This is a genomic window from Bradyrhizobium sp. A5, assembly GCF_042076515.1.
GTDB lineage: Bacteria > Pseudomonadota > Alphaproteobacteria > Rhizobiales > Xanthobacteraceae > Bradyrhizobium > Bradyrhizobium cosmicum.
In genome coordinates this window covers 5,090,240-5,110,210 of the sequence record NZ_CP148990.1, presented here as the reverse complement: position 1 = coordinate 5,110,210, position 19,971 = coordinate 5,090,240, and the positions used below count along the sequence as shown (strand labels likewise).

At 64.9% G+C, this 19,971-nt stretch carries 17 protein-coding genes; 13 read left to right on the top strand and 4 right to left on the bottom strand.

Features of this window, described 5'->3' with window-relative positions; translation table 11 throughout:
* The first annotated feature begins 72 nt into the window (after positions 1–72).
* Positions 73–990: an intradiol ring-cleavage dioxygenase gene (locus WHZ77_RS24345; protein ID WP_375310275.1), complete on the top strand. Its 918-nt coding sequence runs from the start codon at positions 73–75 to the stop codon at positions 988–990.
* 25 nt (positions 991–1,015) lie between these two features.
* On the opposite strand, the gene WHZ77_RS24340 is transcribed toward WHZ77_RS24345, so the two are convergent.
* Entirely contained in the window at positions 1,016–1,909 is an 894-nt protein-coding gene (locus tag WHZ77_RS24340) for a LysR family transcriptional regulator (protein WP_375310274.1), read from the bottom strand.
* Positions 1,910–2,012: 103 nt separating this feature from the next.
* On the opposite strand from WHZ77_RS24340, the gene WHZ77_RS24335 reads away from it, so the two are divergent.
* Positions 2,013–2,882, top strand: coding sequence for an SDR family oxidoreductase (locus WHZ77_RS24335; protein ID WP_375310273.1), 870 nt, complete (start codon positions 2,013–2,015; stop codon positions 2,880–2,882).
* A gap of 90 nt (positions 2,883–2,972) precedes the next feature.
* Positions 2,973–3,641 carry an NAD(P)-dependent oxidoreductase gene (locus WHZ77_RS24330; RefSeq protein WP_375310272.1) on the top strand — a complete coding sequence of 223 codons (669 nt, stop codon included), beginning with the start codon at positions 2,973–2,975 and terminating at the stop codon, positions 3,639–3,641.
* Between the two features lie 25 nt (positions 3,642–3,666).
* On the opposite strand, the gene WHZ77_RS24325 is transcribed toward WHZ77_RS24330, so the two are convergent.
* Positions 3,667–5,403: a protein kinase gene (locus tag WHZ77_RS24325; protein WP_375310271.1), complete on the bottom strand. Its 1,737-nt coding sequence runs from the start codon at positions 5,401–5,403 to the stop codon at positions 3,667–3,669.
* A 60-nt stretch (positions 5,404–5,463) separates the two neighbouring features.
* Positions 5,464–6,303: a formate/nitrite transporter family protein gene (locus WHZ77_RS24320; protein ID WP_015687665.1), complete on the bottom strand. Its 840-nt coding sequence runs from the start codon at positions 6,301–6,303 to the stop codon at positions 5,464–5,466.
* 675 nt (positions 6,304–6,978) lie between these two features.
* On the opposite strand from WHZ77_RS24320, the gene WHZ77_RS24315 reads away from it, so the two are divergent.
* The 10 genes from WHZ77_RS24315 to WHZ77_RS24270 all read left to right on the top strand — a co-directional run bounded on the left by WHZ77_RS24315 (position 6,979) and on the right by WHZ77_RS24270 (position 18,894).
* Complete coding sequence (locus tag WHZ77_RS24315) at positions 6,979–8,298, top strand: CmpA/NrtA family ABC transporter substrate-binding protein (RefSeq protein WP_375310270.1); 1,320 nt, start codon at positions 6,979–6,981, stop codon at positions 8,296–8,298.
* A gap of 60 nt (positions 8,299–8,358) precedes the next feature.
* Complete coding sequence (gene ntrB / locus WHZ77_RS24310; protein ID WP_375310269.1) at positions 8,359–9,255, top strand: nitrate ABC transporter permease; 897 nt, start codon at positions 8,359–8,361, stop codon at positions 9,253–9,255.
* An 11-nt stretch (positions 9,256–9,266) separates the two neighbouring features.
* Positions 9,267–10,061, top strand: a complete 795-nt coding sequence (locus WHZ77_RS24305; protein ID WP_015687662.1) for an ABC transporter ATP-binding protein — start codon at positions 9,267–9,269, stop codon at positions 10,059–10,061.
* Positions 10,062–10,266: 205 nt separating this feature from the next.
* Positions 10,267–10,695, top strand: a complete 429-nt coding sequence (locus WHZ77_RS24300; protein ID WP_015687661.1) for a globin family protein — start codon at positions 10,267–10,269, stop codon at positions 10,693–10,695.
* 10 nt (positions 10,696–10,705) lie between these two features.
* Positions 10,706–11,923 (top strand): NAD(P)/FAD-dependent oxidoreductase, encoded by a 1,218-nt coding sequence (locus WHZ77_RS24295; RefSeq protein ID WP_375310268.1) that lies wholly within the window; start codon positions 10,706–10,708, stop codon positions 11,921–11,923.
* Between the two features lies 1 nt (position 11,924).
* Complete coding sequence (locus tag WHZ77_RS24290) at positions 11,925–14,630, top strand: molybdopterin-dependent oxidoreductase (RefSeq protein ID WP_375310267.1); 2,706 nt, start codon at positions 11,925–11,927, stop codon at positions 14,628–14,630.
* A 238-nt stretch (positions 14,631–14,868) separates the two neighbouring features.
* Positions 14,869–15,765 (top strand): SMP-30/gluconolactonase/LRE family protein, encoded by an 897-nt coding sequence (locus WHZ77_RS24285; protein ID WP_375314805.1) that lies wholly within the window; start codon positions 14,869–14,871, stop codon positions 15,763–15,765.
* Positions 15,766–15,773: 8 nt separating this feature from the next.
* Positions 15,774–16,613, top strand: coding sequence for an aldo/keto reductase (locus WHZ77_RS24280; RefSeq protein ID WP_375310266.1), 840 nt, complete (start codon positions 15,774–15,776; stop codon positions 16,611–16,613).
* 198 nt (positions 16,614–16,811) lie between these two features.
* On the top strand, positions 16,812–17,753 hold the full coding sequence (locus tag WHZ77_RS24275; protein ID WP_375314804.1) for a DMT family transporter: 942 nt from the start codon (positions 16,812–16,814) through the stop codon (positions 17,751–17,753).
* 61 nt (positions 17,754–17,814) lie between these two features.
* Positions 17,815–18,894 carry a zinc-binding dehydrogenase gene (locus WHZ77_RS24270; RefSeq protein ID WP_375310265.1) on the top strand — a complete coding sequence of 360 codons (1,080 nt, stop codon included), beginning with the start codon at positions 17,815–17,817 and terminating at the stop codon, positions 18,892–18,894.
* 102 nt (positions 18,895–18,996) lie between these two features.
* Here the strand turns inward: WHZ77_RS24270 and ppk2 are convergent, their stop codons facing one another.
* Complete coding sequence (ppk2, locus tag WHZ77_RS24265; protein ID WP_375310264.1) at positions 18,997–19,917, bottom strand: polyphosphate kinase 2; 921 nt, start codon at positions 19,915–19,917, stop codon at positions 18,997–18,999.
* Between the last annotated feature and the right edge of the window lie 54 nt (positions 19,918–19,971).

Here is a 19,971-nt window from a genome sequence, read left to right as displayed (position 1 = left end):
TGTAGGCTCCAGCCTGGAACGCCTCCAGGGAGCCCATCCGGGCCAACGAGAAAAACGCGAGGGCAAACGCATATGACCCAGTTCAACGAGACTGAACTCACCGAGGCCGTCGTCCGGAGCTTCGACAACACTCCGGACCCGCGGGCCAAATTCCTGCTCCAGGAATTGGTGAAGTCGCTGCACGATTACGTGAGCAAGACCGGTCTCACCTTCGAGGAATGGGAATACGCCATCGATTTCCTGACTCGCACCGGCCACAAATGCACCGATACCCGCCAGGAATTCATCCTGCTGTCGGACGTGCTCGGTGTCTCCATGCTGGTCGACGCAGTCAACCACCGCGACCGCGAGGGCGCCACGCAGACCACGGTGCTCGGCCCGTTCTATGTCGGCGAGCACAAGGTCACGGCTCACGGCACTGATATCTCGCCGAACAACCAGACCGGCGATCGGATGTTCGTGCAGAGCCGCGTCATCGACCTCAAGGGCAAGCCGCTCGCGGGTGTCCCCGTCGACGTCTGGCATGCCGATGATGACGGCTTCTACGATTCCCAGAAACCGAACTACGACGAAGTCGGCGCCTCGGCGCGGGCGCGTTTCATCACGGACAGCGACGGCCGCTTCTTCTTCCGCACCATTCTGCCGTGCAGCTATCCGATCCCGACCGATGGCCCGGTCGGCGAGATGATCGTGCAAACCAGGCGGCATCCGATGCGCCCCGCGCATGTGCACTTCCTGGTCAATGCCAGGGGATACGAGCCGCTGATCACCCATGTCTTCATGGACGGCGACAAATATCTCGATTCCGACGTCGTGTTCGGCGTCAAGGACGACCTCATCGCCAAGGTCGAGCCGCGCAACGACCCGGCGATGCCCGATGGCACCAAGGCGAACGGTCCGTGGCACCTGATGACCTACGAATTCCACCTCAAGCCAGGCGGCGGCATGGCGCCGAAACCGCTGGGGACGAAGGCGGCGGAGCCGGCGTGAGGGTCCTCCGTCTCCGAGCGTACGTTCATCCTCCGATGTAGGCTGCCAGCTCGTCAGGCGTGCCCTTGGGAAAGGCTTCCTTCAGATAATCGAGGAAGGCGGACACGCGCGCGCTCAGCAATCGCCGCGATGGATAGAGCGTCCACAGGGCGATGTCGGGCCCATCGACATCGCCCCAACGCACCAGGGTGCCGGCGGCCAGATCGTGACTGACGAGCGACACGGGAAGACGTGCGGCGCCGACGCCTGCTCGGGCTGCGTCGCGAACCATCACCAGCGATGACAGACGAAGCACGGGATCGACGGCGATACGCAATGTGCCGCTTGGTCGCCTGACGTCCCACGCCGCAGCCTCGTCGGCCGTTCCGCGCACGACAGCCGGAACGGTGAGTTGGCCTTTCGGTCGTTTCAGCTCAGGGCTGGCCACGACCACCATTCGGTCGCGTAGAAAGACGCGTCCGACGAGGCTTTCATCCGGATCCGGATTGACCCGGATCACGAGGTCAAATCCTTCCTCGATCATGTCGACGGCCCGATCTTCCGTCGTGACCTCGAGCCGGACTTGCGGATGTCTGAGCGCGAAGCCGGCTGCGAGCCTGCCCAACGCCGTTTGCGAAAACAGCAGAGGCGCGCTGATCCGCAACCTGCCTCGCGGCTTGTCGCCGCCCGAGGCAATCGCCGCGGCTGTTTCGTCGAGCTCGGTGAGCAGCGCCCCTGTCCGCTCGTAGAGCGCCCGCCCTTCCTGGGTGAGTTTGAGAGCGCGCCCGCCGCGCTCGAAGAGGCGCAGGTTGAGCCCGCTCTCCAATTCGGCAACCCGCCGGGACAAGGTCGCTTTGGGGCGTCCCGCGGCGCGCGCGGCCTTTCCGAACCCTCCGTGGCGGGCGACCAGATTGAAGTCGGCGAGGGCAAGCAAATCCATCTGTTCCACCAGTGAGACGCTATGTCCAAATATAGCGTCTATCGGCTCGCATGTGGATCACTAATTTCCGGGGTGTCTTTTGACCCAACCCGGAGTGATCCCCATGACCATCTTCGTTACTGGCGCAACCGGCACAGTCGGCCGCCCCGTCGTCGAACAGCTCGTCAAGCGCGGCGCCGACGTGCGCGCGCTCGTCCGCGATCCCGCAATGGCCAACTTTCCTGCAGGTGTTGCCGTCGTCCAGGGCGACCTGCTCGATGTCGACTCGTTGCGCAACGCGCTTTCCGGCGTTTCAACGCTGTTCCTGCTCAATGCCGTGGTGCCGGACGAATTCACCCAGGCGCTGACGGCGCTTAACCTTGCCCGCGAGGCCGGCATCGAGCGGTTCGTCTATCTGTCGGTGATCCACAGCGACCTCTACGTGAATGTGCCGCACTTCGCGGGCAAGTACGGCGTCGAACGCATGATCGAGCAGATGGGCTTCAAGGCCACCATCCTGCGCCCGGCATACTTCATGAACAACGAGCTCACTATCAGGGACGTGGTGACCGGATACGGCGTCTATCCCATGCCGATCGGCAGCAAGGGGCTGGCGATGATCGATGCACGTGACATCGGCGAGATCGCGGCCATCGAACTGATCCGCCGCGAGACGTCCGCCACGCCGCTTCCGCTCGACGGGATCAACCTCGTCGGTCCCGATACGCTGACCGGCGCAAAGGCCGCCGCGATCTGGTCGGAGGTACTCGGGCGTACGATTGCTTATGGCGGTGACGACACCGCAGGCTTCGAGAAAAACCTCAGGCAGTTCATGCCCGGCTGGATGGCCTTCGACATGCGCGTGATGAGCGAGCGCTTTCTCACCGAGGGCATGATTCCGGAGGCAGGCGACGTCAAACGTCTGACCGGTCTCCTCGGCCGTCCCCTGCGCTCCTATCGCGACTTCGTCGCCGAGATCACGGCCGCAGCCTGACGGCAGCGGCCATGCTCAACGCAACTCCGTCAACCCACGTCAATCACGGGACGGCCTCTTGCGAGGCGTCCCGCTTTCCCGGGGGCTTCCATGCAGAATTCTGAAGGCCACGATTTCCAGGCCGCCCAACCGAAAATACTGGTCCTTGGCGCGACCGGCGCCACCGGTCGCCTCATCGTCAGCCAGGCCTTGGCGCGCGGCTACGACGTTACAGCGCTGGTTCGTTCCGCTGAAAAGGCGCGTGATCTCGAAGGAGCGAAGCTCATCATCGGAGATGCACGCGAAGCGACCGCGCTGCGCGAGGCGCTCAGGGGCCGGGATGCCGTCGCCAGTGCGCTCGGCACAGCGGCGAGCCCGTTTCGCGAGGTGACGCTGCTGTCGACCGCCACACGCGCGCTCGTGAGCGCGATGAAGGCCGAGCAGGTCTCTCGCCTGGTCTGCATCACAGGAATTGGCGCCGGTGACAGCGCCGGGCACGGCGGCTTCCTGTTCGACAAGCTGATCTTCCTGCTTCTGCTGCGCAAGGTGTACGCCGACAAGGACCGGCAGGAGACGATCATCAGGAACAGCGGGCTCGACTGGGTTCTGGTCCGCCCCTCCGTCCTGAGCAACAAGCCGGGCCGCGGCACGATCCGGACACTAACGGATCTCTCCGGCTTTCATGGCGGCAGCATCTCGCGCGACGACGTGGCGCGGTTCGTTCTGGATCAAGTGCGTGACAATGCCTGGCTGCATCGGTCTCCATTGATCACGTGGTGACGCCTGCACCACATGATCTCACGTCCTACCGCGCGTGCAGCAGCGCCAGCAGCACGACGACCGCGCCGGCGAGCGCCGCCGAGGTCAGCTTCCAGAACATCAGCGGGCTGCGCTCCAGCAGCGGCGTGATCCGCGTGTCGAGATAGGCCGGATTGGGCAAGCGAAGCTCGAAGACGAATTCGGAGAGATCCTCGTGCCGCTTGTAGGGATCTGGATGCAGCGCGCGCCGGAGCGCGCCATCGACCCAGGCGGGCACGTTGCGGTCGTCGTCGGCCGGGCGGTACTGCAGCCTCCGCACATCCGCCTTGCGCCGGATCTTCGCGATCTGGGCGCCATAGGGAAGCTTGCCCGTGAGCATCTGGTAGCAGATCACGGCCAGCGAAAACATGTCGGAGCGCGGCGAGCCGCCTTGCCCAAGAAAATACTCCGGCGCCGTGTATTGGACAGTTCCCAGGATGTCGCCCGTCTCGTCCTGCGGCGCCGCCTCGGTGACGCCGGCGACCCGGACCGACCCGAAGTCGATGATCTTCGCGGTGCCGGTCTTGTCGATCATGATGTTGTCGGGCCTGAGATCCTGATGCAGCATCTCCATGCGGTGGAAGGCGCGCAGGCCCGCGGCGATCTGCTCGATCAGTCCACGGACGGTTTCGAGGTCGGGCCGCGGATTGTCCGTCATCCACTGCCGCAGCGTCTGTCCTTCGATGAATTCGGTCGCGACGTAGAGGTAGCCGCGCCGCCGCGACTGTGACAGCGGTTTGAGCACGTGCGGGCTGTCGATCCGGCGCGCAATCCATTCCTCCATCAGGAACCGCTTGAGATAGGCGGCGTTGTCGCGCAGATCGATCGACGGCAGCTTGAGCGCGACCGGCGCGTCGGTCTCCGTATCGACGGCGAGATAGATGTGGCTGCGGCTGCTGGCGTGGATCTCCCTGATGATCCTGTAGCCGTCGAAGATCGCGCGCGGCTCCGGCAAAGGAGGCAGCGGCAGTTCGGCGGTCTGATTGAAGATACCTGCCGGCTCGCGCTGCGGCACCGCATCGATGCGGAGGATCTGCACCGTGATGTTGTCGTCGCTGCCGCGCCGGTAGGCCTCTTCGACGATCGCCTTGGCCGCGCCGTCGAGCTCGGCTGCATGTTCGTTGATGGCGCTGATGATGAAGCGATGGTCGACGAATTCGTAGGCGCCGTCGGTGGCGAGCAGGAAGGTGTCGCCGGCCTCGATCTCGACCGTCTGGTAGTCGATCTCGAGCTGCGGATTGATGCCGAGCGCGCGGCCGAGATAGGTCTGCTCCGACGACACGATGATGCGGTGATCCTCGGTCAGCTGCTCCAGCGCCTTGCCGGCGACGCGGTAGATGCGGCAGTCTCCGACATGGAAGATGTGCGCGGTGGTCGCCTTGATGACCATGGCGCTGAGCGTGCAGACATAGCCCTTGTCGCGGTCATAGGCATATTGGCTCTTGCGCGTCTGCGCATGGAGCCAGGAATTGGTCGCGTCCAGCACGCGGCGGGCGGAGGTTTTCACCGTCCAGGATTCCGACGTGCAGTAATAGTCCATCAGGAAGCTCTTGACCGCGGACTCGCTGGCGATCTGGCTCACCGTGCTGCTGGAGATGCCGTCGGCCAGAACGGCCGCGATGCCCTTCAGGCTGAGCTGCGGCTCCTCCGGAATCAGCACGCCGTGAAAATCCTGGTTGACCGGCTTGCGGCCCTTGTCGGAGTGCTGGCCGACCGAGATCTGGAGTCCGCGAGTCATGGTCATCACCAGGCGAGGGAAGCCTCACCCTGGGCGGGCGAGGCTCCCCTGTCGAGACGTATTCGATCAGGCCGCGACGCGGGGCGGCGTGGTCTTGCCGGCCTGGCGCTTCGGCTGGGTCATGACGTGCGTGGCATAGAGGGTCAATCCGGTGAAGGCGAGGCCGCCCACGAGGTTGCCGAGCACGGTCGGGATCTCGTTCCAGATCAGGTAATCCATGATCGAGAATTTCGCGTGCAGCATCAGGCCCGACGGGAACAGGAACATGTTCACGACGGAATGCTCGAACACCATGTAGAAGAACACCAGGATCGGCATCCACATCGCGATGACCTTGCCGGGGACCGAGGTCGAGATCATGGCGCCGACGACGCCGGTCGAGACCATCCAGTTGCAGAGCATGCCGCGCATGAACAGAGTCGCCATGCCGGCGGCACCATGCGCGGCATAGCCGAGCGTTCGGCCTTCGCCGATATTGCCGATGGCCGCCCCGACCTTGTCGGGATCCTGCGTGAAGCCGAACGTCGTGACGAAGGCCATCATGAAGGCGACGGTGAAGGCGCCGGCGAAATTGCCGACGAAGACGAGGCCCCAGTTGCGCAGCACGCCGCCGAACGTGACGCCGGGGCGCTTGTCGATCAGGGCGAGCGGCGACAGCACGAACACGCCCGTCAGGAGGTCGAAGCCCAGCAGATAGAGCATGACGAACCCGACCGGAAACAGCAGCGCTCCAACCAGCGGCTGGCCGGTGTTCACATTGATGGTGACGGCGAACCAGGCGGCGAGGGCGAGGATGGCGCCAGCCATATAGGCCCGGATGATGGTATCCCGGGTGGACATGAAGATCTTGGACTCGCCTGCATCCACCATCTTGGTGACGAATTCCGAAGGCGCGAGATACGACATCAATGGTTCCTTTTGCTTCGTAAGTGAGACCGACACGCGCCTCGAGAGAGCGCGGCTGAACGTGATGGCCGTGCGGGCTGATTGCCGCGCACGAGGGCTATGGGAGGTCTGGAAGCCTTGGGAATCGCGTCACGACGACCGAGCCGGGAGGGGCCGCGAAGCAGTTGAGCTTCCGGGCTGCAGCCGCCAGAGGCTGCAACATTGCGGCAAGCCGCAGTCTTCGTTGACGCCATAAGGAAATGCAAGTCGCGTGCCGATGCGGCGCGATTGAAAATGTGAGCAATTTCAATTGGATGGTGCCGGCCAGCATCTCACTTTGGCGGGCTCCACGGCCTCTTGCTTGGGCGGCTGCATAAGATTTGTGCGTCGCACAAGAAGTGAGCAATCCGCAAATTTCGCGTGCGGAAAAGGCCTGCGGCAGTCTAGCGTGGTGCAGGTAACGCATTGAATATTTGGCGTTTTCCGATGCGCCGAGCTTGGCACGAAGCTTGAATGGTTCTAGGCCGACGCCATTGAAGCCGTCCCGCGAGACTTCTCATCCGAATTTGCTGACGCCACCAGACGGGGGTTCCCCCGTCGCGCGTTCGCATGCGCCTTTTTCGGGCGCCACGGACGGACGGGCTGCTCGTGCGAACTGACGCAATCATCGCAACGACGCAAAGGACGACACCGCCTATGACCAAGCGCATTCGCCGGCCTTCGGATACTGGCCTGAGCCGCCGTCAATTGTTGAAAGCCGCCGGCGGCACCGCGGCTCTTCTCGCTGCCGCCAAGCTGAATTTCCCAGCCGGCGCGTTCGCGCAGGATTCAGGCCCTGAGGTCAAGGGTGCCAAGCTCGGCTTCATCGCGCTCAGCGATGCCGGTCCGTTGTTCGTCGCCAAGGACAAGGGCCTGTTCGCCAAATACGGCATGCCCGACGTCGACGTGCAGAAGCAGGCCTCCTGGGGCACCACGCGCGACAACCTCGTGCTCGGCTCCGAAGGCAACGGCATCGACGGCGCGCACATCCTCACCCCGATGCCGTATCTGATCTCGGCCGGCAAGGTGACGCAGAACAACCAGCCGACGCCGATGTACATCCTGGCGCGGCTCAATCTCGATGCGCAGTGCATCTCCGTCGCCAAGGAATATGCCGACCTCAAGATCGGCGCCGATTCGTCGCCGCTCAAGGCGGTGTTCGAGAAGAAGAAGGCCGAGGGCAAGTCGGCCAAGGTCGCGATGACCTTCCCGGGCGGCACGCACGATCTCTGGGTCCGCTATTGGCTCGCCGCCGGCGGCATCGATCCCGACAAGGATGTCGAGACCATCACCGTGCCGCCGCCGCAGATGGTGGCCAACATGAAGGTCGGCACCATGGACGCCTTCTGTGTCGGCGAGCCCTGGCCCGGGCAGCTGGTGCACCAGGGCATCGGCTACACCGCCGTCAACACCGGCGAGATCTGGAGCAAGCATCCGGAAAAATCGCTCGGCATGCGCGCGGCCTGGGTCGACAAGAACCCGAAGGCCGCCAAGGCGATCCTGATGGCCGTGATGGAGGCCCAGCAATGGGCCGACAAGATGGAGAACAAGGACGAGCTCGCGACCATCATGGGCAAGCGCCAGTGGATCAACTGCCCGGTCGAGGACATCGCCGACCGCGCCAAGGGCAAGTTCGACTACGGCAATGCCGGTAAGGTGATCGAGAACTCGCCGCACATCATGAAGTACTGGCGCGACCAGGCCTCCTATCCGTTCCAGAGCCACGATCTCTGGTTCATGACCGAGGACATCCGCTGGGGCAAATATGAAGCCGGCTTCGACAGCAAGGCGCTGATCGGCAAGGTCAACCGCGAGGACATGTGGCGCGATGCGGCCAAGACGCTCGGCGTCGCGGCTGCCGACATTCCGGCCTCCACCTCGCGCGGCAAGGAGACCTTCTTCGACGGCAAGGTGTTCGATCCCGAAAATCCGGCGGCCTATCTGAAGTCGCTCGCGATCAAGCGCGTCGAAGTCTGATGTCGCCAGCGGCCGCCGCGAGGCGGCCGCATCGTCTTTTGAAGCCGGAGAGAGATTGCGATGAACATGCCTGCCACGAAGTTGGATGTTGAGACCGCGAAGCCCGTTGGCGCGGGCGCACCGGTCGTTGCGATGACGCCCAAGCGTGCCCCGCGCAGCGAGGCCTATGCGCGGATGGCGCGGGAGACCGCGGTGCGCGTGATCCCGCCGCTCGTGGTGATCGCGCTCCTGATGCTGGTGTGGGAGCTGGTCTGCCGCCGCGCCGGCTCGGCGCTGCCGCCGCCGTCAAAAGTGTTCAAGGACACCAAGGAGCTGATCGTCGATCCGTTCTTCGACCATGGCGGCATCGACAAGGGCCTGTTCTGGCACCTCTCCGCCAGCCTCCAGCGCGTCGCCTTCGGCTATTCGCTGTCCGCCATCGTCGGCATCGCGCTCGGCGTGCTGGTCGGGCAATCGGTCTGGGCGATGCGCGGGCTCGATCCGCTGTTCCAGGTCCTGCGCACCATTCCGCCGCTCGCCTGGCTGCCGCTCTCGCTCGCCGCCTTCCGCGACGGCCAGCCGTCGGCGATCTTCGTCATCTTCATCACTTCGGTCTGGCCGATCATCATCAACACCGCGGTCGGCATCCGCAACATTCCGCAGGACTATCGCAACGTCGCCGCGGTGGTGCAGCTCAACCCGCTCGAGTTCTTCTCCAAGATCATGATTCCGGCGGCGGCGCCTTACATCTTCACGGGCCTGCGCATCGGCATCGGCCTGTCCTGGCTCGCGATCGTGGCCGCGGAAATGCTGATCGGCGGCGTCGGCATCGGCTTCTTCATCTGGGACGCCTGGAATTCCTCGCATATCAGCGAAATCATCCTGGCGCTGTTCTATGTCGGCATCATCGGGTTCGTGCTCGATCGCCTGATCGCGGGCCTTGGCAGGATCGTCACCCGCGGCACGGCGCAGGGCTGAGGAGAAAACACATGACCGCCTATCTGAAGCTCGACCACATCGACAAGATCTTCACCCGTGGCGCCGCTAGCACGGAGGTGCTGAAGGACATCAACCTGACGATCGAGAAGGGCGAATACGTCTCGATCATCGGCCATTCCGGCTGCGGCAAGTCGACCCTGCTCAACATCATCGCCGGGCTCACCACCGCCACCACCGGCGGCGTGCTGCTGGAGAATCGCGAGGTCAACTCGCCGGGCCCCGATCGCGCCGTGGTGTTCCAGAACCACAGCCTGCTGCCGTGGCTCACCGTGTTCGAGAACGTCAAGCTCGGCGTCGACAAGGTCTTTGCCAGGACCAAGACCAAGGCCGAGCGCGAGGCCTGGGTGATGCACAATCTCAACCTCGTCCAGATGGCCCATGCCAGGGACAAGCGCCCCTCGGAAATCTCCGGCGGCATGAAGCAGCGCGTCGGCATCGCGCGGGCACTGGCGATGGAGCCGAAAGTGCTGCTGCTGGACGAGCCCTTCGGCGCGCTCGACGCCCTGACCCGCGCGCATCTGCAGGACTCGGTGATGGCGCTGCATCAGAAGCTCGGCAACACCATTCTGATGATCACCCACGACGTCGACGAGGCCGTGCTGCTGTCCGACCGCATCGTGATGATGACGAACGGGCCGTCCGCCCGCATCGGCGAGGTGCTGGAGGTGCCGCTGGTGCGGCCGCGCAAGCGGCTCGAGCTCGCGACCAGCGCGACGTATTTGAAGTGCCGCCAGCGCGTGCTCGAATTCCTCTATGAGCGTCACCGCTTCGTCGAGGCCGCGTAACTCGCGAGCGGTCGCCCTTGGGCCTGACGCGTCGCAGCCCGCAGGGTGAGGGCGCGCCAAGCCTCGCTGATGCCAGGGTGTGACACTTGGTATGAAACTCGCTTCTCCCCGTATGCGGGGAGAAGTCACGCTGATGACGTTTGACCCATGAACCTTGTTCGCAACGGCGCGCACCAAGGCAAACCGAAACAGACAGGATTACATCATGACGCCCGAACAGATCACCCTCGTCCAGCAGAGCTTTTCCAAGGTCGCGCCGATTTCCGAAGCGGCTTCCGTGCTGTTCTACGACCGCCTGTTCGAGGTGGCGCCGTCGGTGCGCGCGATGTTCCCCGAGGACATGACCGAGCAGCGCAAGAAGCTGATGGGCATGCTCGCCGCCGTGGTCGGCGGCCTGTCGAACCTCGAGACGATTCTTCCGGCGGCCTCCGCGCTCGCCAAGCGTCATGTCGCCTACGGCGCCAAGGCCGAGCACTATCCCGTGGTCGGCGCGACCCTGCTGTGGACCCTGGAGAAGGGCCTCGGCGAAGCCTGGACGCCTGAGCTCGCCGCGGCCTGGACCGACGCCTACGGCGTGCTGTCCGGCTTCATGATTTCCGAGGCCTACGGCGCGCAGTCGCAGGCCGCTGAATAGGAGATGCCTTGTGAGTGAACCGCTCGTCATCGTCGGTAATGGTATGGCGGCCGCGCGTCTGGTCGACGAGCTCGCCAAGACCGCGCTCGGCCGCTACGCGGTCGCGGTGATCGGCGAGGAACCGCGGCTCGCTTATAATCGCGTGCTGCTCTCCTCCGTGCTGGCTGGCGAGACCGGCTCGCACGAGATCGAGCTTCGGCCGGCGGACTGGTGGCGCCATCGCGGCGTCACCGTCCGCTACGGCTACCGCGTCACCGAGATCGACATCGGCCGCCGCGAGCTCAAGGTCGAGGGCGAAGAGAGCATGGAATATTCCAAGCTCGTGCTCGCCACCGGCTCGACGCCGTTGCGGCTCAACGTACCCGGCGCCGATCTCGCCGGCGTCCACACTTTCCGCGACACCCGCGACGTCGATTTGCTGCTGGCGCTCGCCGCCGGCAAGAAGCGCGTCGTGGTGGTCGGCGGCGGCCTGCTCGGGCTCGAAGCGGCCTACGGCCTCGCCAAGGCCGGCGCGCCCGTCACGCTGCTGCACCTGGTGGACCGGCTGATGGAGCGCCAGCTCGATCTGCCGGCAGCCGACCTGCTCAAGACGCTGGTCGAGCGCAAGGGCATCCGCATCCTGCTCAATGCCAGCACGAAGTGCATTTATGGCGACGGTCACGTCGAAGCAGTCGAGCTCGCCGACGGCAGCCGCATCGAGGCCGATGCGGTGATCTTCGCGGCCGGCATCAGGCCCAATGTCGCGCTGGCCAGGGACGCCGGCATCGCGGTCAATCGTGGCATCGTCGTCAACGACGAGATGCAGACGGCTTCACCCGACATCTACGCGCTCGGCGAATGCGCCGAGCATCGTGGCACCTGCTATGGCCTGGTCGAGCCGGCCTATGAGCAGGCGCGCGTGCTGGCGCGGCATCTCGCCGGCCGTCCCGCCGCCTATCAGGGCAGCGTGGTCTCGACCAATCTGAAAGTGTCCGGCGTCAGCGTGTTCTCCGCCGGCGACTTCATGGGCGGGGAGGGCAGCGAGAGCCTCGTGCTGTCAGATCGCCGGCGCGGCACCTACAAGAAGCTCGTCATCGGCGACGGCCGGCTCACCGGCGCGGTGCTGATCGGCGATACCGCCGACGCGCTCTGGTATCTCGAGCTGATCCGCAATCGCGACAAGGTCACCGCGATCCGTACCGACATGATGTTCGGTCGCGCGCTTGCGCTTCCGCCAAAGGCCGCTTGATATGACGGTGATCGATCCCTCGTTCCGCGCCACCAGGACGACCTGCCCCTATTGCGGCGTCGGCTGCGGCGTGCTCGCAACACCTGACGGCAAAGGCGGCGCCGCGATCGCGGGCGACCCCGATCATCCCGCCAATTTCGGCCGGCTGTGCTCGAAGGGCTCCGCGCTCGGCGAGACGGTCGGGCTGGAAGGCCGGCTGCTCTATCCGATGATCCGCTGCAAGGGCGTGCTGGAGCGCGTGGCCTGGAGCGATGCGCTCGACCACGTCGCCCATCGCATGCAACACATCATCGCGCGCGACGGCGCCGATGCCGTTGCGTTCTATCTCTCGGGCCAGCTTCTGACCGAGGATTACTACGTCGCCAACAAGCTGATGAAAGGCTTCGTCGGCACGGCCAATGTCGACACCAATTCGCGGCTCTGCATGTCGTCCTCGGTCGCCGGCCATCGCCGTGCCTTCGGCGCCGATACCGTGCCGGGCTGCTACGAGGATCTCGATCAGGCCGATCTGCTCGTCTTCGTCGGCTCGAACGCCGCCTGGTGCCACCCCGTGCTGTTCCAGCGGATGGTGAAGAACCGGCAGGAGCGCGGCGCGCGCATGATCGTGATCGATCCGCGCCGCACCGACACCGCCAGCGATGTCGATCTGTTCCTCGGCCTCAAGCCCGGCACCGACACCGCGCTGTTCTCCGGCCTGTTGGTTCACCTCGCCGACAACGGCGCGCACGATCAGGACTACATCGCGCAAAACACGTCGGGCTTCGACGACGCGCTGGCACGGGCGCGGAACATCGCCGGCAGCGTTACCGCGACCGCGCTCGCGACGGGTCTCTCCGAACAGGACGTCGCGGCCTTCTTCAAGATGTTCCGTGACACGGAGCGTGTCGTCACGCTCTATTCGCAGGGCGTCAATCAGTCGGCGCAAGGCACCGACAAAGTCAACGCGATCCTGAACTGCCATCTCGCCACCGGGCGCATCGGCAAGCCGGGCGCCTCGCCGTTCTCGCTCACCGGTCAGCCCAACGCGATGGGCGGCCGCGAGGTCGGCGGCCTCGCCAACCAGCTCGCCGCGCACATGAACTTCACGCCGCCGGACATCGATCGTGTGCGACGGTTCTGGAAGGCGCCGCGCATCGCCACCCATGAGGGGCTGAAGGCGGTGCAGTTGTTCGATGCCATCAACCGCGGCGAGGTCAAGGCGCTGTGGGTGATGGGCACCAACCCCGCGGTGTCGCTGCCCGATGCCGACGTCGTGCGCGAGGCGCTGAAGAAGCTCGAGCTGTTCGTGGTCTCCGAGAACGTGCTCTCCAACGACACCGTCGAGGCCGGCCCGCACGTGCTCTTGCCCGCGCTCGCCTGGGGCGAGAAGTCGGGCACCGTCACCAATTCCGAACGCCGGATCTCGCGCCAGCGCTCGTTCCTGCCGGCGCCGGGCGAGGCACGGCCGGATTGGTGGATCCTGAGCGAGGCCGCAAAGCGTCTCGGCTTCGGCGATAGCTTCAATTACAAATCCGCCGCCGACATCTTCCGCGAGCACGCCGCGCTCTCGGCGTTCGAGAACAATGGCAGCCGCGATTTCGACATCGGTTCGCTGACCTCGCTGTCTGACGACGCCTTCGATGCCTTGAAGCCGGTGCAATGGCCGGCGCGCGAAGGCGAAGTGCCCGGCGAGCGCTTTTTCGCAGCCGGCGGCTTCTTCACCAATGACGGCAAGGGCCGCTTCGTTGCGCCGGAGGTGCCGTCGCTGCGCGGCGAGACCGGGCCGTCGCGGCCCCTGCGGCTCAACACCGGGCGCATCCGCGACCAGTGGCACACCATGACGCGCACCGGCCTCAGCCAGCGGCTGGGCGCGCATCTGCCCGAGCCGTTCGTCGAGATCCACCCTGATGATGCCAACAAGTACAACATCGCCCATGATGGCTATGCCCGCATCACCACCGATTACGGCCAATGCATCCTGAAGGTCGTCGTCAGCGACCGGCAGCAGCGCGGCATGCTGTTTGCCCCGATCCACTGGAGTGCGATGAACGCCTCGCATGGCCGCGTCGGCGCGCTCGCGGCATCGTTCACCGATCCGTTCTCCGGGCAGCCGGAGTCGAAGGCCACGCCGGCGGCGATTGCACCCTATGAATACGTCTTCCGCGGCTTTGCGCTGTCGCGAAAACAACTCGACCTGCCGCCTAACCTGCTGTGGACCCGCGTCACGGTTGCCGGCGGCTTCGGTTATCTCTTCGCCGACAATGCCGATCTGTCGCGCTGGCCGGCCTGGCTCGAGAGCGTTGCCGGCGAAGACGTTGCCGACTATCGCGACTTTGGCGGCGGGGTTTATCGCGCAGCCTCGTTCGCGGGCGACCGCATCGAGACCTGTCTGTTCGTCGGCCCCGCCCATGATGCCGGTGATTGGGAGGTGGTGAAGAGCCTGTTCGTGGCCGATCACGTCACCGACGACCAGCGCCGCATGCTGCTGTCGGGCAAGTCCAGCGAAGGCGTAGCCTCGACCGGCCCCGTCGTCTGCGCCTGCTTCGGCGTCGGCCGCGGCACCATCTGCGACACCATCGCCGCCGGCGCACGCACGGCCGTCGAGATCGGCGCAAAGCTCAAGGCGGGGACCAATTGCGGCTCCTGCATCCCCGAGCTGAAGCGGCTCATCGCCACGACGGACGTGGCGCCGGCGAAGCAGGCGAAGGTCGCGGGGGCTGCGGGGTAGGGCGACTTTCTCGGTCGTCGCCTCATACTCCGCCGTCATCGCCCGGCCTTGATCGGGCGATCCATCACGCCGAGACACCTGTGATCAAGCGGTGAGGCCACGGCGTAATGGATTCCCCGCTTTCGCGGGCAATGACAGCGAGGGCGGGGCGCCATGCCTCAGCCCCAATCGACGCGCCCTTCATTGTGCCCTATGGTGCCGCGCTCTCTCTCCATCAACAACCACAAAAACAAAAATGATGTACCTGGAAACGCCGCCGCGCCTGATCGAAACAAAAATCTTCTCCGCTATGCCCGACAAGTTCCGCCGCAAAAGCGTGCGGACTGATTGGGCCGATGCCAACCGGCCGGGTGTGCCGACCGATAGCTTCATTGAGGGGCCGTCCTTCGACAAGGACGGCCGTCTCTACATCGTCGACATTCCGTTCGGCCGCATCTTCCGCATCGCGCCGGATGGCGCATGGTCGCTCATCATCGAATACGAGGGATGGCCGAACGGGCTGAAGATCGCGGCCGACGGCCGCATCCTGGTTGCCGACTACATGCACGGCATCATGGAGCTCGACGCCAAAGCCGGCCGCATCAAGCCGATCCTGACCGCGCGCAATTCGGAATCGTTCCGCGGCTGCAACGACCTGCATCTCGCCTCCAACGGCGACATCTTTTTCACCGATCAGGGCCAGACCGGCCTGCATGATCCCAGCGGGCGGGTTTATCGGCTGACGCCTGGTGGCCGGCTCGATTGCCTGATCGATACCGGCATCAGCCCGAATGGCCTTGTGCTCGACCCCAGCGAAACCGTGTTGTTCGTCGCCATGACGCGCGACAATTCGGTATGGCGGCTGCCGTTCATGCAGGATGGCAGCGTGTCGAAGGTCGGCCGCTTCTGCTCGCTGTTCGGCACCAGTGGCCCCGACGGCATGACGATGGATTCGGCCGGCCGCCTGTTCGTCGGCCACGCCTCGCTCGGCCATGTCTTCGTGTTCGCGCCGAACGGCGAACTGATCGCGCGCATCAAGTCGTGCGCAGGGCCGAGCTGCACCAATGTCGCGATCGGCGGCGCGAAGAAGGACCGGCTCTATATCACGGAGTCCGCGACTGGCAGCGTGCTGGTCGCGGATATCAGCGGCTTGTGAGTTTTGACATGAAATCAAACCCTTTCGGCAAGACCGGCGCCAACGTCTCCGTGATCGGGCAGGGCACCTGGTATCTCGACCACGGCGATCGCAACCGCGCGGTCGCGGCGCTTCAGCGCGGGCTCGATCTCGGCATGACGCACATCGACACCGCCGAGATGTATGGCGATGCCGAGCTCGTCATCGCGGATGCGATTGCGGGACGTCGCGATGAAGTGTTTCTCGTCTCGAAGGTGCTGCCGAGCAATGCGTCGCGTCGCGGCACCATCACGGCCTGCGAACGCTCGCTGAGGCGGCTAAAGACCGATCGCCTCGATTGCTATCTGCTGCACTGGCGCGGTTCCTATCCGCTGGAAGACACCGTCGCTGCATTCGAGGAGTTGGTGAAGGCGGGCAAGATCAAATCCTGGGGCGTTTCAAATTTCGATGCTGACGATCTCGACGAAGTTCTCGATGCCGCGGGCGAGGGCCGCATCGCCTGCAATCAGGTGCTCTATCATCTGAGGGAGCGCGCGGTCGAGCATGCGGTGATCCCGTGGTGCGAGGCGCATGGTGTCGCCGTCGTCGCCTATTCGCCGTTCGGTCACGACGATTTTCCAGCAAGCAACAGCAAGGGCGGGGCGGTGCTTGCGCGCATTGCGGAGGCACGTCGTGCGACGCCGCGTCAGGTCGCGCTGAGCTTCCTCACCCGGGCGACTACGGTGTTTGCGATCCCGAAGGCGTCGTCGGCGGAACATGCCGGCGAGAATGCCGCGGCCGGCGATCTCGCGCTGACGAAGGATGAGATTTCGGCGCTCGATGCGGCGTTTCCGCGCGGTTCGAGGCCGCGCGGCCTGCCCATGCTGTAGTGCAGCAAAGCGCGTGTTGCTCGCATTCTTAATGAAGCATTGACGCGCGCGGACCTGAGCGCATATCGGCATCCTGTTTTCGGAAGTTGTGAAAGCGGCGCTTTTGTCGTTTTTTACAGCCGTTCCCGAATCGTATTTTCCCAGGTTCCAGCCGTGACACCGCCGCCCGCTGCAGCCGCAAGGCTCGACAGTATTCCCATGCCCATGCCGGAGAAGAAGCAGAAGGTTCGCCGCGCGCCTGCGCGCGTCGATCATCCCTTCAAGGGCATCGCGCTGGTGCTGCTGTCGACAGTGTTTCTCGGCTGCTCCGACGTCACGGCGAAATATCTGTCGACGAGCCTGCCTTCGATCGAGATCACCTGGATCCGCTTCGTGACGTTCGCGCTGATGTTCGTGCCGGTGATGCTGCCGGGCTCGCCGCTCCATGCGATGCGCACCGAGCGTCTCGGCCTACAGCTGATGCGCGGTGCCGCGCTGCTCGGCTCCTCGCTGTTCTTCATCACCGGCCTGCGCTATCTGCCGATTGCGGAAGCCTCCGCAACCGGCTTCGTCTCGCCGTTGTTCGTCACCGCCCTTTCGATCATCTTCCTGAGCGAGAAGGTTGGCATGCGCCGCTGGATCGCGACCGCGATCGGCTTGATGGGCGTGTTGATCATCCTGCGGCCGGGCTCGAACGCGTTCCACGTCGCCGCGTTCTTCCCGATCATCTCGGCGTTCTGCTGGGCCGCCGCGCTGATTCTGACGCGCATGATGAGCGGACGTGAAGCCGTCCTCACCACCATGGCCTATTCGGCGCTCACGGGCGTTGCAATTCTCAGCCTGATGGTGCCGTTCGTCTGGGTTACGCCGAGCTGGACCGCGATCGGGCTCGGCATCGTGATCGGCATCGCCTCCACCGTCGGCCAGTGGATCGTCGTGCTGGCCTACCGCTACGGCGATGCCTCGGTGCTGGCACCGTTCTCCTACACGCAGCTGCTGTGGGTCAGCATTCTCGGCTTCTTCCTGTTCGGCGAGCTGCCCGACGTCTGGACCGTCACGGGTGCGGCCTTCATCGTCGCCAGCGGTCTCTACATCGCCCATCGCGAGCGCATCCGCCGCGCCCAGCTCCTGGTGCTGGAAGAGCGTTCCCCGAACCCCTGACGCAAGTTCGCGGCTTCCACTCCGTGCTATCAACGGCTCCAACAACAAGGGGAGGAGCCGCATGCGCGCTGCGATTTTCAGGAACGGTGAGATTGTTGTCGACGGGCTCGCCGAGCCGAAGCCGGGGTCCGGTCAGGTGCTGGTCAGGACGCTCGCCTGCGGCATCTGCGGCTCCGACCTGCATGCGCGCCAGCACGCCCACCGCATGGTGGAGATGTCGAAGAAGGTCGGGCGCAAGCCGATGGACCTCACACGCGATGTCGTGTTCGGCCACGAGTTCTGCTGCGAGATCGTCGACTACGGCCTGGGCACGGTGCGCAAGCTCAAGCCCGGCACCCGCGTCTGCTCGCTGCCGGCGCTGCTGACGCCGCAGGGCATCGAGGGCATCGGCTATTCCAACGAGAATGTCGGCGGCTACGCCGAAGCGATGCTGCTCAGCGAAGCACTGCTGCTCGAAGTGCCCAATGGTCTTGCGCCCGAACATGCCGCGCTGACCGAACCGCTCGCGGTCGGTGTCCACGCCGTCGCCAAAGCCAATATCCGCGGCGGCGAGGTGCCGCTCGTGATCGGTTGCGGGCCGGTCGGGCTCGCGGTGATCGCCGCGCTCAAGATCAAGGGCCTGCATCCGATCGTCGCCGCCGACTATTCGCCGGCGCGGCGCGCGCTCGCGGCAAAGCTCGGTGCCGATATCGTGGTCGATCCCAGGGTGTCGCAGCCCTATGCGACCTGGGCCGAGCACGCGCAGATGTCGGAGGCGGAGAAGGCGGCACGGCCGCCGCTGCAGGCGATGCTGCCGGCGCTGAAGCCTGCGATCATCTTCGAATGCGTCGGCGTGCCCGGCCTGTTGCAGCAGGTGTTCGAGGGCGCGCCGCGCGATGCCAGGATCGTCGTGGTCGGCGTCTGCATGGAGACCGACAGAAGCGAGCCCATGCTCGGCATCATGAAGGAGCTCAACGTCCAGTACGTGCTTGGCTACACGCCGGACGAGTTCGCGGCGTCGCTGCGCCTGATCGCGGAAGGGCAGGTGGATGCGGCCGCGATGGTCACCGCCGAGGTCGGTCTCGACGGCGTCGCAAAAGCCTTTGCCGACCTCGCCAATCCCGAGGCGCACACCAAGATCATCGTGCAGCCGTGGCGATGACGGTCTCGTAAGGTGGGCAAAGGTGCGCAGCGCCGTGCCCACCATCCAACGCAGCGCTTGTGATGGTGGGCACGCTATGCTTTGCCCACCCTACGAGACGTTTCAGTACTTCGACGGCACGTACATCTCCGGCGGGATCGGGCCGCGGTGATAGTCGGGATTGCGGACGCGCGGCGGCAGCACCACCGGCACGCGGGCGACCTCCTGGTACGGCATCTGGGTCAAGAGATGCGCGATGCAGTTGAGCCGCGCGCGCTTCTTGTCCACGGCGTCGACGATCCACCACGGCGAGTCCGGCAGGTGGGTGTGCTCCAGCATCGTCTCCTTGGCCTTGGTGTACGCCTCCCAGCGACTGCGCGACTCGACGTCCATCGGGCTCAGCTTCCATTGTTTGAGCGGGTCCCTGATGCGCATGCTGAAGCGGAGCTGCTGCTCGTCGTCGGTGATCGAGAACCAGTATTTGACCAGGATGATGCCGGAGCGGATCAGCATCCGCTCGAACTCCGGCACCGTCTTGAAGAATTCCTGATACTCGTCCTCCGAGCAGAAGCCCATCACGCGCTCGACGCCGGCGCGGTTGTACCAGCTGCGGTCGAACAGCACGATCTCGCCGCCGGCCGGCAGGTGCGAGACGTAGCGCTGGAAATACCATTGCGTGCGCTCGCGCTCGCTCGGCGCCGGAAGTGCGGCGACGCGGCAGATGCGGGGATTGAGCCGCTGGGTGATGCGCTTGATGACGCCGCCCTTGCCGGCGGAGTCGCGCCCCTCGAACAGCACGACGACCTTCTTCTTCTCGCTCTGCACCCAGTCCTGGAGTTTCACCAATTCGCCCTGGAGCCGGAGCAGTTCCCGGAAATAGAGTTTTCGGTCGACCGTGGGGCCCAGCGTGCCGCTTTCGTCCAGCAGCTCGTCGAGACGGGCATCATCCAGCTCCATCTCCAGCTCCTCGTCGAGATCGTCGGCCATCTCGCGGATGATGCGCTCGCGGTTGGCGGCTTCAGAGGTACGGTCGGATGCGGTCATGGGTCCTTCTCGCGGGCTTGGATGCCTGTCGCCCACGACCATCGGCGGGGTTTA